The sequence below is a fragment of the Aliamphritea spongicola genome, assembly GCF_017051665.1.
Lineage (GTDB): Bacteria > Pseudomonadota > Gammaproteobacteria > Pseudomonadales > Balneatricaceae > Amphritea > Amphritea spongicola.
Genome location: NZ_JAFIDL010000001.1, coordinates 710,792 through 726,178, shown reverse-complemented (window position 1 = coordinate 726,178; position 15,387 = coordinate 710,792). Strand labels below are relative to the sequence as shown.

The 15,387-nt window shown below is 51.7% G+C and carries 15 protein-coding genes; 7 read left to right on the top strand and 8 right to left on the bottom strand.

All coding sequences use genetic code 11. From position 1 onward, the window contains the following. The first annotated feature begins 40 nt into the window (after nucleotides 1–40). The 3 genes from JYB63_RS03340 to JYB63_RS03330 all read left to right on the top strand — a co-directional run bounded on the left by JYB63_RS03340 (nucleotide 41) and on the right by JYB63_RS03330 (nucleotide 1,795). On the top strand, nucleotides 41–439 hold the full coding sequence (locus JYB63_RS03340) for a hypothetical protein (RefSeq protein WP_205656387.1): 399 nt from the start codon (nucleotides 41–43) through the stop codon (nucleotides 437–439). Between the two features lie 64 nt (nucleotides 440–503). Continuing rightward, nucleotides 504–770, top strand: coding sequence for a DUF2933 domain-containing protein (locus tag JYB63_RS03335; RefSeq protein WP_205656386.1), 267 nt, complete (start codon nucleotides 504–506; stop codon nucleotides 768–770). Between the two features lie 26 nt (nucleotides 771–796). Next, entirely contained in the window at nucleotides 797–1,795 is a 999-nt protein-coding gene (locus tag JYB63_RS03330; RefSeq protein WP_205656385.1) for a YncE family protein, read from the top strand. Nucleotides 1,796–1,867: 72 nt separating this feature from the next. Here the strand turns inward: JYB63_RS03330 and JYB63_RS03325 are convergent, their stop codons facing one another. From JYB63_RS03325 to JYB63_RS03310, 4 genes are all read right to left on the bottom strand, one after another. After that, nucleotides 1,868–3,283: a multicopper oxidase family protein gene (locus JYB63_RS03325; RefSeq protein ID WP_205656384.1), complete on the bottom strand. Its 1,416-nt coding sequence runs from the start codon at nucleotides 3,281–3,283 to the stop codon at nucleotides 1,868–1,870. Between the two features lie 194 nt (nucleotides 3,284–3,477). Beyond that, nucleotides 3,478–4,281, bottom strand: coding sequence for an SDR family NAD(P)-dependent oxidoreductase (locus JYB63_RS03320; protein WP_205656383.1), 804 nt, complete (start codon nucleotides 4,279–4,281; stop codon nucleotides 3,478–3,480). Between the two features lie 2 nt (nucleotides 4,282–4,283). After that, entirely contained in the window at nucleotides 4,284–5,261 is a 978-nt protein-coding gene (locus JYB63_RS03315) for an LLM class oxidoreductase (RefSeq protein WP_243431792.1), read from the bottom strand. 21 nt (nucleotides 5,262–5,282) lie between these two features. Beyond that, on the bottom strand, nucleotides 5,283–6,275 hold the full coding sequence (locus JYB63_RS03310; protein WP_205656382.1) for a zinc-dependent alcohol dehydrogenase family protein: 993 nt from the start codon (nucleotides 6,273–6,275) through the stop codon (nucleotides 5,283–5,285). A 107-nt stretch (nucleotides 6,276–6,382) separates the two neighbouring features. Between JYB63_RS03310 and JYB63_RS03305 the strand changes: the two genes are divergently transcribed. Then, nucleotides 6,383–7,282: a LysR family transcriptional regulator gene (locus JYB63_RS03305; protein ID WP_205656381.1), complete on the top strand. Its 900-nt coding sequence runs from the start codon at nucleotides 6,383–6,385 to the stop codon at nucleotides 7,280–7,282. Nucleotides 7,283–7,300: 18 nt separating this feature from the next. Here the strand turns inward: JYB63_RS03305 and JYB63_RS03300 are convergent, their stop codons facing one another. Then, a complete protein-coding gene (locus JYB63_RS03300; protein ID WP_205656380.1) occupies nucleotides 7,301–8,947 on the bottom strand; it encodes an amidohydrolase in 1,647 nt (548 codons plus the stop codon). Between the two features lie 140 nt (nucleotides 8,948–9,087). Here JYB63_RS03300 and JYB63_RS03295 point away from each other — a divergent pair, with 140 nt between their 5' ends. After that, a complete protein-coding gene (locus JYB63_RS03295) occupies nucleotides 9,088–9,465 on the top strand; it encodes a VOC family protein (RefSeq protein WP_205656379.1) in 378 nt (125 codons plus the stop codon). Here JYB63_RS03295 and JYB63_RS03290 read toward each other — a convergent pair whose 3' ends face one another. Both JYB63_RS03290 and JYB63_RS03285 read right to left on the bottom strand, forming a co-directional pair. After that, nucleotides 9,466–10,344 carry an AraC family transcriptional regulator gene (locus JYB63_RS03290; protein WP_205656378.1) on the bottom strand — a complete coding sequence of 293 codons (879 nt, stop codon included), beginning with the start codon at nucleotides 10,342–10,344 and terminating at the stop codon, nucleotides 9,466–9,468. 20 nt (nucleotides 10,345–10,364) lie between these two features. After that, on the bottom strand, nucleotides 10,365–10,895 hold the full coding sequence (locus JYB63_RS03285) for an SRPBCC family protein (protein WP_205656377.1): 531 nt from the start codon (nucleotides 10,893–10,895) through the stop codon (nucleotides 10,365–10,367). A gap of 185 nt (nucleotides 10,896–11,080) precedes the next feature. Between JYB63_RS03285 and JYB63_RS03280 the strand changes: the two genes are divergently transcribed. Next, nucleotides 11,081–12,121 carry a hypothetical protein gene (locus JYB63_RS03280; RefSeq protein ID WP_205656376.1) on the top strand — a complete coding sequence of 347 codons (1,041 nt, stop codon included), beginning with the start codon at nucleotides 11,081–11,083 and terminating at the stop codon, nucleotides 12,119–12,121. Between the two features lie 240 nt (nucleotides 12,122–12,361). Here JYB63_RS03280 and JYB63_RS03275 read toward each other — a convergent pair whose 3' ends face one another. Further along, complete coding sequence (locus tag JYB63_RS03275; RefSeq protein ID WP_205656375.1) at nucleotides 12,362–13,468, bottom strand: adenosylhomocysteinase; 1,107 nt, start codon at nucleotides 13,466–13,468, stop codon at nucleotides 12,362–12,364. 279 nt (nucleotides 13,469–13,747) lie between these two features. Here JYB63_RS03275 and JYB63_RS03270 point away from each other — a divergent pair, with 279 nt between their 5' ends. Continuing rightward, nucleotides 13,748–15,385 carry a diguanylate cyclase domain-containing protein gene (locus tag JYB63_RS03270; protein ID WP_205656374.1) on the top strand — a complete coding sequence of 546 codons (1,638 nt, stop codon included), beginning with the start codon at nucleotides 13,748–13,750 and terminating at the stop codon, nucleotides 15,383–15,385. The last annotated feature ends 2 nt before the right edge of the window (nucleotides 15,386–15,387 follow it).

The following is a 15,387-nucleotide window of genomic DNA, read 5'->3' as shown; positions in this document are numbered from 1 at the left end:
AACTATCAGCGTACTTGCAGGTCAGTTTAAGGGTATTCGGATGACAATGGATGTTAACGAGATAATGCCCCGGCAATGCCTGCTTACCACTATTCTGTGTGCCCTTTTTCTGGTGATGTTCACCAGCCAGCTTACGTTTACGAGCCCGTTTGCCAGCCAGTCGCACCGCGCGCAGGTAACGGAGCTTTCTGAATGCCTGTATGTCGCTGAGCCTGGATTACTGAGTGCTCAGATCGCTGAGCATTGCCCGGATCAGCAGCCAGGTAATGATCTTATCTGTTCTGTGGTATGTGCCACGTCCTGCAGCCCTTCGCAGGCAAATATTATTCAGCCTCACAGTCATCTACTGTTATCAGGCTCCGCTAATTTCGGGCCATTTGATACAGACAAAACTCTCGCTGTTTCCTTCAAACCTCTGTTACGGCCGCCTATTGGCTGATTCCTTCATAGCCTGTTCTGACTGAACCAAAAGAAAAATCACACCTTTAACAGAGGAAATCACCATGAAAACTGAGAACCACACACCCTGGTGGAAAAACGGCCATAACCTGATGATGGCTGGCTGTGTCGCAATTGCCGCATACCTGTTTTTGTTCACCGATACGCGCCTGGAGACGGCCTTACTGTTTCTGGCCTGCCCCTTAATGCATCTGTTCATGATGAAAGGCATGGGGCATGACTGCCATTCGAAGCCGGAAACTTCCGGTGAATCCGGTAAGGAAGCTGTTCAGCCAGGTAAACAAAGCACGCCGGTGCACAAAGATTTTTAATCAGCATTTTTACAGAAGGATCTGTTATGAAAAGTATATTTTCAGGACGCATATTACTGAGTTTGGCCTGTATGGCGGGTAGCTTGTATACATTACCTGCGCTCTCAGCCCCTACCGTTTATATTCCGCTGGGTTCCGGTAACGGCGTTGTTGCCGTTGATGCCGCCACGGATACAGTTACCGAGCATTTCACAGGGGTTAAAAATCCCCACGGGCTGGTGGCCACTCCCGATGGTGAATTCCTGTTGGCGGGCAGCATTGCTGAGGACAAAGAAAAAACCGCCGCCGGTGAGGATCTGAACAGCGAACTGTATCTGGTGCACCCGGCCCATGGACATGTCATGCAGACGATACCGGTGTCAGGCTGGTCTCATCATCAGGCAATTACACCGGATGGCCGCTATGTGCTGTCAACGCACCCTGTCCGTAATCATGTCAGTGTGGTGGATGTGCAAACCGGTGCTCAGGTTAAACTGATTGAAACCGATAACGGGCCTTATTTTGTGCGGGTTACAAAGGACGGTTTCAAGGCCTATGTCAGTAACAGCGGTGCTGGTACTGTTCAGGAGATTGATACGGTCACATGGCGGGTTACTCGCAGCTTCCCGGCAGGCAGCTCTCCGGAGCACATGGTGCTGTCCGGTGATGAGTCCAAACTGTACGTGAATAATGCCCGTAAAGGCGCCCTTTCTATTATTCCTCTGGCGGAGCCGGAGCAGCGAAAAGAAATACCGATCAGTGACAGTTTGCACGGGCTGGACATCAGTGATGATGGGCGTCACCTGTTTATCAGCAGTACCACAGCAGGCAAGCTGTTTGTCTATACGCCTGAGAAAGATGAGAAAGTTGCTGTGCCCCTGGCACCCAAACCGTATCACCTGAATACAGTTAAAGGTGCCGGTAAGGTGTATGTGTCCAGCCGGTCAGAGCCGACAATCTGGGTTGTAGATCAGCAGTCGTTTGAGGTGGTTAACAGCTTTACTCTGCCGGCTGGCGAAGGTCATCAGATGGCGGTAATACCTTAATGACATCAGCGTTTTTGTCGGTTAAAGCTCTATATTTATCATATAAATACAGAGCTTTATTGTATCGATTTGTTAAGCTGTTACTTCTATCCAGGTTGCCATTCCGGCGGCCTGATGCTCAATCATATGGCAGTGTAATAACCACTTGCCAGGTTCGCCGGCCTGAAAGCGAATGGTCAGCTTTTCGTTCTTTTCCATCAGCACTGTGTCATGCCATATCCCTGCTTCGTAGCGGTCTGATCCGTGCTGCTGAAAATGATGGCCGTGCAAATGCATACCGTGAGGCCAACGGGTGTCATTAATGATTTCGATCTCAACGGTTTCGCCAGACCGGGCGCTGAGCAACGGTGTATCCGGTAGATTCGCCACGCCATTAAATGCCCAGGCCTGTTTATTGACTGACAGCTTCTGAGCACTCATGCGGGTGTTGCGGTAAACTGCACTTCGCATGCCGCCCATGGCACCGCCGGTCATGAGCAACTGTGCCTGTTGATCCGGCTGTTTACCCTGCAGAACGGGCACAGGGTTGGCGGGTAAAGATTGTGGATCCTGCCGTACTGCAGACCGTTCATTACCCGGAATGACCTGCCAGAAAGCACCAGTCAGCTGGGTTTTGCTGCTGGTTTCATAGATGGGCTGCTCGCCCTGCCAGTCCGCGGGAATATCAACAATCAGGTCGTAACGTTCCGCTGGGGCGATTGTCAGAGAGCCGTTTGTTTTTAGCGGTTTTGTCAGTGGCTGGCCGTCTTTGGCAATGATCCAGCTTTGCAGACCGTTCAGTTCCAGTGTCATGATTCTTGAGTTTGCTGCGTTGAGTATCCGCAGTCTTGTTCTTGAGCCTGCCTCTACCTGCAGCCTGGGAGTGATCTCCCGGTTTACCGTCAGGAGATTTCCCATCCGGCCGCCATGGGTCCATTCGTGCATGCTTCCCAGGGATTCAAGATCAAGCTGACCTGTGCTGTTAACCCGCCAGTCATCCAGTACCAGTAAGTGATCATGATCTACCGGATACGGGGTGCTTTCTTCGACGATCAGTGGCAGATAAAGCCCGCGGGCCAGTTGTTCATAGGTGTTGTGATGGCTGTGGGCCCAGTAGGTACCGGCATCCCGGGGTGTAAAACGGTAGGTATGTGAGCTGCCCGGCTCGATTGCCTGCTGGGTCAGACCGCTGGCACCGTCCATATTATTGGGGACCCGCATACCGTGCCAGTGGACGCTACTGGGATCCGGCAGCCGGTTGCGGACGGTTATCTCTGCGGGTACATGCTGCTCCAGCTCCAGTATGTCCTGCCCCATTCCCCACAGATCGGTTGGCGGCGACTGGCTGAACCATTCAGCCTGTTCCGGTTCCAGAGTGATGAGCCTTTGCTGTACAGCTTGTTTTTTTGCTGCTGCCTGCCCGGCTTGCGTCAGCCCGGATATTGTCAGTGGCAGTGTACATATCCCTGTACCTGCCAGCCTGAGAAATGCACGGCGTTTTAAATCCATTATTGTAATTCCCTTCAGGTTTAATCTCTGTCCATAGCACCTGCCTTATCATGTCAGATAAAAGCAGGTTTTAGTGCTCACCGGAGTATGCATGCCGGTGCTGATGGCTGCAGTGATTAACTATTCAGAGTCTGCCCCGGAGTTTTTCCGGGGGTAAAGGGAATTGCTGGCTTAGCGGTAAAATACCGGTTTTTTCAGGCGTTTTTGGCCAGTAGTGCTTCAATGGTATCTGTCACGGCGCCGGCTTTGCCGGTATTCAGGGCATCTGCGTGGGGATTACTGAAGCAGCGGGCGTCGTTGTCGAAGTATTCTCCCGATGCGCTGGCAAATTCTTCTGAAAGCGCTGCCCTGATCAGAATATCAGCACCGATGCTTAAATCTGATCCGGAAATATTGAACGCATCCTTCACCATCTTGCTTGCCAACAGTGAGCCGGGATTAACGGCAACAATCATCGGCCCTGTTGTTTTGTATTCAAGGCCTAGCTGACGTGACCACATGGTGAGTGCCAGTTTGCTCTGGGCGTACGCCGGCCCGTCCGCCAGGTGTGTTTCCCCTGTCAGTGCGCTGAGTTCTACCGGTGCCTGGGCCGCAGATGACAGGTTTACTACCCGGCCGTTGCTGCCCAGCAGCGGCAGCAGTTCCTTTGTAAGGAGATAAGGGGCCACTGTATTGACCGCAAAACGGATATCCATGCCATCTTTGGTGCGGGTCACCGAGGTTTTGTAAATGCCGGCATTGTTGATCAGCACATCCAGCTGTGGGTGGTCCTGCTGTATTTTTGCCGCCAGAGCCCTGACCTGTGCCATATCAGAAAGGTCTGCAAGGTAACCACTCAGGCTCCCTGTGCTGTTTGTGGCCAGACGTTCCTGTGCCTGCTCAAGTTTGGCCTGGCTGCGGCCGTGCAGTATGACACTGTGCCCCGCTGCCAGAAGTTTTTCAGCCGTTAACAGGCCGATGCCGTCGGTAGAGCCGGTGATCAGTATGGTTTTGCGCATGTTCATTCTCCGTGATGGCTGAAGTCTGGCAGGATTTCATCGGCCAGCAGTCTTAAGGTTGTCAGGGTGTCTGCGTTGTTAAAGCGAAGGTTCAGCGCAACATGGTTTACGCCGGCATCCTGCAGGGCTTGCAGATGTAAGTGTAACTGCCGAATGCCCAGCCGGTAGCCCAGATGTATCGGCTGGGGTAACGCTTCCGGATCTTCCGTCAGATCGATATACAGCGGTTGCATAACCGGCTGTATGCTGCGGCCGGCAGCATGGGTTTCTGAGCGCCACTGGCTGATGATCTGTTGTTGTAACCCTGCTTCACGGGGGTACAGCATCCGGCCATCACCGTTCTGTGCGATCCAGCTTGCAGACTGTTGGCTGGCACCGGTAATCAGCAGTGGTAACTGACTGCCCACCGGTTTGGGCAACATGTCTATATCGCCGCTCAGCTCGCCATAACTGTTGCTGATGTGTGGCCCGGTATTACCCATGTGACGAATGTAGGCGTAACTTTCCCTGAACCGAGCACTGCGCTCTGGAAATGACTGGTTCAGTGCCGGATATTCTTCCGGCCGGTCTCCGGATGCAACGCCCATAATCAGCCGTCCGCCGGAAAGCACATCCGCACTGGCGGCTGCTTTGGCCACGTGGGCCGGGTGCCGCAGTGGCAGAACAATGCTGGCAACTCCCAGAGCAATTTCATGGGTTGCGGTCGCCAGTGCACCTAAATATACGAAGGGATCAAACAGTTGCCCGGCGTCACCAAATGATGGCACGTTAAACGGTACATCTCTGAGCCAAACCGCAGCGAAGCCAAGTGCTTCTGCCAGCTGGATCCGCGCCAGGTGATCGGTTAATGCCGGAACCGGGCTGTGAGCATAGTTCTCTATCGGGGCAACCAGACCAATGCTCAGTTTTCCCTGACGAAACACCCGGTTGTATCCCCGGTTAATCTGTCGGAATTCCTGAGTTGCAACTGACATATCCATTCTGATCTCCTTCGTGCCGGATTATTCAGCGATATCGATAACCACTTTACCGGTGGCCGTACCGCTGTTCAGGTGCTGGTGTGCCTTGCCCGCTTCTGTCAGGCTGAAACGCTGTTCGTCCAGTACCGGCGTCAGCCCGCCCGCTTCCACAATCTGGCTGATATCCCGAAGGATTTCTGTATGAGCTTGCTTACCATAATTATGGATCATAGGAATCAGCATGAAGACCACATGCAGGGACAAGCCTTTCATGTGTGCCGCACTCAGATCCATTTCCACCAGAGAAACGGTTGTCGCAATCTGGCCATTCAGCGCAGCTGCTTCAAAGGAGCTGCTGATATTGGCTCCGCCGACGGAGTCGAATACCAGATCGAAGCCCTTACCTGCTGTGTGCTCAGCCACATAGTCTGCAACAGTATCTGTACGGTAGTTAACCGGTGCTGCACCAAGCTGGCTGATCAGTTTCAGGTGCGCGTCACTGCCGCCGGTTGAAACAACATTGGCTCCCCAGTGTTTAGCCAGCTGCAGGGCCACATGGCCAACACCGCCGGCACCGCCATGAACCAGTACATTCTGACCGGCAGCGATGCCTGCCCGCTTCAGGCCTTCGTACGCGGTAATGGCAACCAGTGGCAGCGCTGCCGCTTCACGCATGCTCAGGTTGGCGGGTTTCGGCGCAATCAGTTCAACATCGGCCAGCATGTATTCGGCCAGTGTACCGGGACGGTCTCCAAGACCACCGGCGCAGCCGTATACTTCATCGCCGGGTTTATATTCCGTAACGCCTTCACCCACTGCCGCCACTGTACCGGCAAAGTCCATGCCGAGAATTGCCGGTAAGGCCGGCGCGAATGGCAGGTCTTCGCCCATCTGGCGCAACATGGTATCAACAGTATTCACACTGGTAGCAGCAATGCTAACCAGTACCTGACCTGCTTGCGGTTGTGGTTGCTGAACATCGCTGAGTTCAAATTGTTCCGGGCCGCCGAACTGACGAATGATCATTGCTTTCATGAAATAGTGCCTCTGTTTTGTGTATGAGGCTCATTATATTTACTTGCTAAGCGGTGATAATTGGCTAGAATATGGAATCACTTTCAATATTAAATTGATAATTTGCTATGAATATTGAGCATCTGAAACTCTTTGTGCGTCTTGCTACCACACAAAATATCAGCCAGGCCGGCTATGAACTTGGCCTGTCGCCGGCGGTTGCCAGCCTGCACATAAATAAACTTGAAGACGGTCTGGGTGTCAGGTTGCTGCATCGCACGACCCGTAAGGTCTCGCTGACAGAAGAAGGTCTGGCGTTTTTACCCCATGCGGAAGATGTGCTGGCCAGTGTTGAGGCGGCACGGGCGTCTGTCGGTGCCGGTAAGGTTTCTCCTTCCGGTACGCTGCGGGTGACAGCACCTGCTTCCTTTGGCCGGATGCATCTGGTACCGGCACTGGAAGGTTTTCTGGACCGTTACCCGGATCTGTCGGTTGATTTCAGGTTTTCAGATTCGATTATCGATATGGTCGAAGGCGGGTTTGATATTGCGATCCGTAATGCCCAGCTGAAAGATTCCTCTTTAATCGCCCGTAAACTGGCACCTGACCGCCGTATTCTCTGTGCGTCTCCGGATTATTTAGCCAGACATGGCGAGCCGCAGACCCCTGCTGAGCTGAAAGATCATGCCTGTGTAAATCTTACCGGGCTGGAAAACTGGGTGTTTCAGACCCCTGACGGGCCGGTAACGGTAAAAGCCACTGGCCGGTTACGGACGGATAACGGTGAAACCATGCGGGATGCCAGTGTTGCCGGTGCCGGTATTTCGGTGAATTCTACCTGGAGTGTGTACCAGCACCTGCTTAGTGGTGAGCTGGTGCAGATTCTCAAAGACTATTCGCTGGTCTCCGATGCTGCCATATGGGCGGTTTACCCAAGTTCCCGCCAGCTGGCACCGAAGGTCCGGGCTTTTATCGATTATTATGCTGCCTGCTTTGCTCCGCCCATCTACTGGGATGAGCGGCTGTAACAGCGGTTCTGCCCAGGTTTACCAGCCCAGCTCCCCTGCTTTGTATACCCAGCGGCCATCTACCATGGTGGCCAGCGGTTTGACACTGGCAATCTTGCTGCTATCAACGCTCATATAGTCTTCGTTAAGGATCAGCAGATCCGCCTGTTTGCCGGTCTCCAGGGAGCCTATCTTGTCTTCCATGAAAGCCAGCCGGGCATTGTTGATGGTGTGGGCAACCAGTGCCTGACGGCGGTCCACGTTCTGTTCCGACACCTTTGTGCCATCAACCATTCTGCCGTTTACCGCCCACCACAGGGTACGGAACGGGTTATAGATAGACACCACCGGGCTGTCGGAGCCCAGGCCCCACAGCGCACCTTTTTCGGTGAGTGTTTTCATCGGTGTCATATTCATGGCGGCATTGCCGAAACTGCTCTGGAACCGGTAGCCAATGAGCACTGGACGGCTGTGTATGGCGAACAGGATGCCCAGCGCTCTGGCCCGTTCAATGGTATCCGGCTGTATGCCGTCGATATGGGCAAAGGTCCAGCGTAACGGTGCCAGTGGGTAGGTTTCATTGATGGTTTCAAAGGCATCCAGATGCTGGTTGATGGAGGCATCATTCACCGCATGCAGGTGCAGCTGAATCCCCCGCTTTGCCAGTTCAGTGGCGTTGCTCAGGAAAGCTGTTTTAACCGTTTCAGAACTGCGGGCCGCACGGCCGGCGGTGTCCTGCACCGGAAGCATCAGTTGCTCGCCAACGCCGACAGCACGGAAAAAGTTATCATCGGAACGGAAGTTAACACCGTCCAGCCTGCTCAGGTCCGGGCTGAGGTTATCCCGGCCCCAGGGGATGACCTGTTTCATATACATCAGCCGGATGGGCATTTCGCCTTTGCTGTTAAGCGTTTCAAAAGGTTCATACAGGGAATCCACCGTATCAAAGCCACCGGCATCCACCACGGTGGTCAGGCCTGAGCGGGCTAAATCCTTCAGTGCCTTGCGGCTTTGTTCCAGGCGATTCTGCTTTGTATTAGCGGTGAGCTGTTCTTCCAGCAGAAACTGAGCCCGTTTAGTGACAGGGCCTTGCGGCAGGCCGTTTCCATCCAGCAGCAAGCCAGGCATTTGCGGTGGGCTGTCCGGATTGACACCAATGGTTTGCAATGCCGCGCTGTTGGCATAGCCCCAGTCAAACAGGTGCTGGAGGTATACCGGATTATCCGGCGCGGCTTTATCAAGATCCGTACGCAGAAAGCCTGCCTTTGGCCGGCCGGCGAACTGGCGCTCCACAAAGCCGCCGCTGGCGACCAGCCATTGTCCCGGTTTGGCTCTGGCGGCGGTATCTGCAATTTGTTTCAGTGCCTGCTGATAATCCGTAATGCCCTCAAGGCGAACCTGGTGGCCCCAGTTTTGCGCAGCACGTACCAGGTGCATGTGGTTATCTATGAGTCCGGGGATGACCGTCCGCCCTTCCAGATCAATGACTACAGTACTGTCGTTTATATGGGTGGATACTTCTTTATCGGAACCTATCGCCACAATTTTACCGGCATCGATGGCGACCGCGCTGGCTGTGTTAAACCCGGAGTCTACCTGCAGAATATTGCCATTATTGAGTACCAGCTCAGCGCTGAAAGCTGTGCTGCTAAGGCTGATAAACAGAATGCTGACGGGCAGTTTCATGGTCTTCTCCGCTGAAATGTGATTTGTGGCACGTATTGTTCTGATTAATTTTGCGCGGCTTTGTTCCCTTATTAGGCTAGGCTATAGGTGTAATAATCGCTAGTATGTCACTGATTTTTATATCAATTGAGGATAAGAATATGCTTCTTGGAGTATGTCTGGGGACTAACGATTTACTTGCAGCAGCTGAGTTTTACGATAAAGTCCTGGGTACCCTTGGAATGGTCAGGACAATGGAAGCGGATAATGAAGTGGGTTATGGCCCCGCCGGTGGTGCCAGCTGCTTTTGGATACTTACCCCTTACGATCAGCAATCGGCAACCCGGGGCAATGGCACCCAGGTGACCTTTCAGGCGGAGAATAATGCCCTGGTTGAAGCCTTTTATCAGATGGCTGTGGAGTCAGGCGGTAGTTGTGACGGCGCGCCGGGATACCGTTACCGTCCGGGGTATTACGGTGCCTACTGCCGGGACCCGGACGGCAACAAGTTGCATGTGATGCATGAGGCCTCTGAATAATCAGTCTTTCAGCTGAACCGGTATATGCAGATACAGCTCATTGTCCGGATCAGCATCATTAAAGCCTGGCATATAGAGTTCAAAGTCAGGCTTTTCAATATAGTCGTAATCGCTTTTCGGTAACCATGTTCCCCAGATATATCTGAGGGTTTGATCAAGGTTGGCTACAGGTCCCCGGTGGATGAATTTTGCGTAGAGTTGTTCCGGCAGCTCCCGGGCAACCATGCCTTCGGGAACATCTGAAATATCCGTCACCGGTGCAGCACAGACATACACAAAGCTGACAGTAGCATCATCAGATGCGTTCTCTGTTGCAGTGTGCTCTTCATAGGATTCATAAATACCGAAGAAATTATCCCCCTGCCGGTTGGGAATCCGGTCCCGGTTAGGGCCGAAAGCACCCCAGAGTTTGTGCAGGCTTAACGCTTCGTTATCGTATTCACTGGCAATGCCGATCAGTTTGGTGGCTGGCTGCAGGATGATCTCCGGTTCCATGGTGACCAGGTTGTGCAGGTAATGCAGGTCGTTCGGGCTGAACTGATCCTTATAGAGTAGCCGGAACGGATCCTGTGCCTTACGGTACTGAGCCGGCGTCATATTAAACAGCCCTTTGAACGCCCGGGTAAAAGCCTCCTGGGAATCAAACTGACAGTCCATCGCCAGTTCCAGAATACTGGCCTCATCACTCAGCAGGCGTTTGGCGGCAACCGTGAGGCGGCGTTTGCGCAGATATTCCTTGGGTGTCTCCCCTACCATGGCTTTAAACATCCGGCTGAAATGGTAGGTGGAGTAATGGGAGGCGGCAGCGATTTCATGGACCGAAATCTTGTCGTACAGATGCTGTTCAATAAAGTCGATACTGTTAAAAAAGCGCTGCATATCATTAACCTGAATAAACATTAGTTGGCAGATGCTGACAGGCTTGCCGGCTGCTCTGCAAATTCTTTTAAGCCATTCAGCAGTTTACCAAAAGCCATTGGCAGTGCCATCCGCAGTAGTGGGTATACGATGTACGCCGGTGTTTTCAGTTGTGGTCTGGCAATCCAGGTCACTTCACACTGGTTGCTGCCCATTGCCGTGACTTGCATGGTGACCTGGTTCCGCTTTAGCGGGACGATTGCCGGTACGTTGATCGATGAAATATCGAAGGTCAGCGTCATGTCTTTTTCACTGTAATAGGAAATCATTTCCTTCGCCTTGGCGCCGTCCGGATTGTTGCTCAGGTGACAGATCCGCCCTTCCATCGGTGCTCCGTCGACGCCTTTATCGGTGCCAATACCGTAAGAATGAGGGATGGGGCCCATCCACTCATAGGCTTTATCAAAATCATGGGCAATGATTTTCCAGATGGCATCTGCTGGCTTATTAATCGTGATTTTCTTAACGATCTTCATGTTGAATTCCTCAATCAGTCCGGGGGACAGGTTCATGCTTGCAGCCTGTTACCAGTCTTTCTGCAGGTGAACGGTTAGCTGTTGAGGAGCACTATAGAAAAGACGCAGACAGGTTTTTTGATATTTCTTGCTGTCTTTGCCGGTTGTTATTGGTTGCTCGCGGTGGTGATTGGAACAGTATTTGCTGTGCTAAATGAAATACTGATAAACGGAGGTGACGAATGATGAATAAGTTTCGCGGCCAGTGTGTTCTGGAAATGCTCCATTCGGTAAGGTTCAGTGCGTTCCTGCTGGGTATGGTTGTCATGTTTCAGGCCGGTGCAGTCAGGGCAGATACCTATGCGGATGACTGGCAGTCCCAGTTTAAAGTAACTACCTATGAGGATGCCCGTACTGACGATAATGCCAGTGGCGGCTCTACTTTGTGGACCATTGATAACAAAGCAGATGTGTATTCAAAGGAGCTATACGAACGGCCAGTTGCTTCAATGGATGAGACCGTTGGCAGTAAGCCGGCATCAGACACCTATTACGAGTTTATTGATATCAGCACCGGTAGCGTTGCTATTGATAAAGTTAGCGAACATGCTTATTTCTCTATTGATCTTACCGGTGATGCTGAAGTCTCCGATGGCTCTTCTGTATCTAAAGGGTTCAGCGATAACTACCGGATCAGGTTTTCGTCAAACCGTAACTTTGCCTCGGAAGATGGCGAAGTTTCCAGCTATATGATTGGCGTGAAAGACCCGTCAGGCAACGTTTCGGGGAGTTTTAATGACAGTGGTTCCTCTGCAGGCACTCAGATCTGGTTTGATGACCCTTCTGACGGCGCTGTAACCGGTACCGGGCTGAGCATTACGGATGAAGACACCAGCGGTTATGCAGAACTGACCAGTGAAGGCAGTTCGTCTGATATCCGCGCCAGAGTCGACGGTAACTCCATTCAGTTTGCGCTGAATTACGGCAATCTCGGCTTGGAAAAGAACATCTTTCGTAATCTGATCTTTGAAGCAAATAAAGGCGTGACAGATCCGCAGAACAGCTTTTTCAATGACGCATATAGTTTTGAAGAAGCCGGCAGTCCGTACGACACGGAAAACACGCCAGGGAGCATCTATGAGGTAGATACCCTGCTTGCGAGGGGTGGCGGCGGTATGCGGGCAGCTCCGGTGCCGGAGATGGGGTCAGGCATTTCAGCTGCTTTGCTGCTGGGGGCCATTTTTTATCTGCTGTTTCCCCGTCGCAGGCTGTTACAGAGTTAAAAGAGATCCCCTTCTCATTTTGTACAGAAAATCATTATGTGTTTCAGGTTGCGTTGCAGATTGAGATTCCGGTGGTGCCGGTCGCAGGAATGAGCATTCGCTCCAGGCATCCGATCCAAGAGAGTTCTTCCGGAAAAGAACTCTCCCTTTCTGTATACGGTATGGGTTGGTGGTGGATTGCGCTGTCTCAGCCGTATCAGGGGTAATTTAAGGTATTAGGGTGGTGCAGGATTTACGTGTTCAGCCAAAGTGTGCCAGCCAGCTCGTCGCCAGTTGGCGACGCTGCTCTGTCGAAAGGTTGCTGATACCGGGTGGTAGCTGATTATTTTGTAAATGATCGACGGCCATGATCGCCTCCCCCTGCACTAGGTAGATATAGGGCCCGACTTCAGCGTTATGGATGAAGTTAATGGCGTTGCCATAATTGCCCAGATAAAAATACTGCCCAAGCCGTTCATACTGGCTGACGTATTCCGTAACCGGTGTGATATTAAAACTGTTATCTGCCCTCTTCAGATCAAGCTCATCGTCTGATGAGGTCACCGAGAATATGAAAGCACCGTTTTTGATGCGGCTGAAGTCGTGGTTGCTCAGGGACTGATTACCGGTGGCGCAGAAAATCACATCGCTTTGCTGCAAAGCTTCATCTTTCTGTATCAGGTCGAAGCCTCTGGAGCGGGCCTCTATGGCTCTGATCGGGTCTATTTCAACGATCTTGGTATTAATATTCTTCGCGTGCAGCGCCTTGGCAATGGAGCTGCCGATTTTGCCGTAGCCAAATACCACCGCATTGCCGCCGTTCATAATGTGATGGCATTGCCGCATAAGGGCTTCACTGGAGTATACGATGGACTGCCCGGTCAGATAGTCTTCCGGCCCTTTCAGCGGACTGCGGGCAATGGATATGACCGGCAAAGGCAGCGCCGGCAGGCTGTTATATCGCTGATGACCGTTTTCCGTAATTTCAACAATGCCCTTCAGGTTAGCTTGCAGCATTTCCGGCAGGTGGTTCACCGAGGCAGCAAAATATCCGCCGATATCAATGATGATGAGATCCCCTTCTGGCACATGGTCATTGATAACTGCTGCGGTTACTTCGGCTGATTGCAGCTGGTCGCGCTTCTTAATGACCACCGGAAACTTCTTTTCAACCTGTTCCAGTGTGCTGTGGCTGATGCTGCGGGGTTTGGGCACCACCATTGAGACCCGCGCAAAACGTTCCAGGCAATCCAGATAGCAAGTTGGGGTATCCAGCAGATGCGTCACCACTACCAGATTGAGGCTGGCGTTGTGTTGTGGCTGGATATCTTCAAAGAAATGTCTGCTTTTTATAAACAAGGGATTCATAGCCTTACTCCTTAGGGCTGATTTTGTCGTACAACTGTGTAAAAGATTGTTCTCAAGAGTACAAATGTTTGTTTTAATCAAACACTTGTATTAATTTTCGGGTCAGCACAATTGCGCTATTCATTGCGGATTGATGTAGAATTGACCGGTGTCATTTGCTTCATTGCAGCTGCTATTGGCTATCAGTTCTGTCTTGCAGTTTTAGCAGCCCCTGCCGATACACAGGTCAGGAAAGATATTTAAATGCCGGTTCCGAGGCTAACAGGTAGTCAAACTGAAATGAGTTCAGATGTTAAGTTAACCCAGAATCAGTCCTGCGAGATGGATGCATCAATACTCAGTTATATTGATGATCTGGTATCTGTTGTCGATAAAAATTACCGCTATCGTGCTGTCAGTAAGGGGTACGAAACCTTTTTCGGCTGTGAACACAGCCAGATCATTGGTAAGCATATCAGTGAGGTTCACGGTGAAGCGGTTTTTGAAGCACACATAAAAGCTGAAATTGACCGCACACTGCGCGGTGAGGAACATACCTTCCGTTTCTGGCGTCCGGATTCCCGGGGTGAATTGCGCTTTCTGGATGTTAAACATACCTGTTACCGGGGCCCTCTTACAGAGGGGCCAGGCGTTGCGGTTGTGGTTCGTGATGTAACTGAGATAGTCCGGGCCAAAGAGGCGACCGAACAGAAGCAGGAACTGCTGAATACCATCATCAATGCCATTCCCGATCTGATTTTTGCCAAAGACCATCACGGTGTGTACCAGGTCTGTAATAAAAGTTTTGAAGAGTTTCTCGGTTTTTCAGCAGAAAATATTATTGGCAAAACCGATTACGAGCTGATGTCTGCTGAGTCTGCCGCCTATATCAACCGCCGCGATAAAGAGGTTAGGCAGAGCCACGAAGCGCAGCGTTATGATGAATGGGTTAAATACCAGGATGGCCGTCGCCGTCTGCTGGATATGTATAAGCTCCCTCTGCTGGAAAAAGACCGACCCGAGGCCGGCGTGCTTGGCATTGGCCGTAACGTAACCTATGAGCGTAAAGCGGAACAAAACCTGCTGATGGCTTCGCTGGTGTTTGATACCACCCCTGACCCGTGCATCATTTTCGATAACAAAGGCAGTATCATTTCCTGTAATGAGGCGGCTATTAAGCGCTTTGATCAGCTTAAAAGTGATTATCAAAAGCTGGATATTAATGACTTGTTCCATTGTCCCTCTGTGGCAAGACTGGATCTTAATGCTCTGCTTGGCGATACCAGCAGCTGGTATGGTGAAATTTGTTCCAGTAGTGAAAACAATAGCTTACTGGCGACAGTTAATCTTGTTCAGGGGCAGTTTGAGCAACTGAACAAATATGTGCTGATCATCCGTGATGAAGAAACTCATCAGGAAATTGCAGAAAACCTGCTGCATATCGCTTATCAGGATTCCCTGACGAATCTGCCAAACCGCCGGCTTTTTTATTCCCGTCTCGAGAGCGCCATTATCCGTGCGGAGCGGCAGTTATCGCAGCTGGCGGTTATGTATATCGATCTGAACGACTTTAAGCCCGTAAATGATCAGTATGGCCACGCAGTTGGCGATAAGGTGCTGATTGAGATAGCGGGACGATTGCAAAGCTGCTTCCGCTCTACGGATACTCTGGCCCGAATCGGCGGCGATGAATTTGTCGCGCTGGTGGACATTGAAAATCCTGAGCAGGCAAAAGCGGTTGCCGAAAAAGTGCTTAAGAGTCTGGATCCGCCTCTGGTGCTGGATGACAAGGATCAGACGATTATTTCCGCCAGTATCGGGATCAGCCTGTTCCCTTCCGATGCCGGCAGCGCAGAAGAACTTTTACTGAAAGCGGATGAAGCCATGTACCGCGCCAAGCGTGATGCCGGACGTTATTGTGAGTTCAGTAGCGAATAACT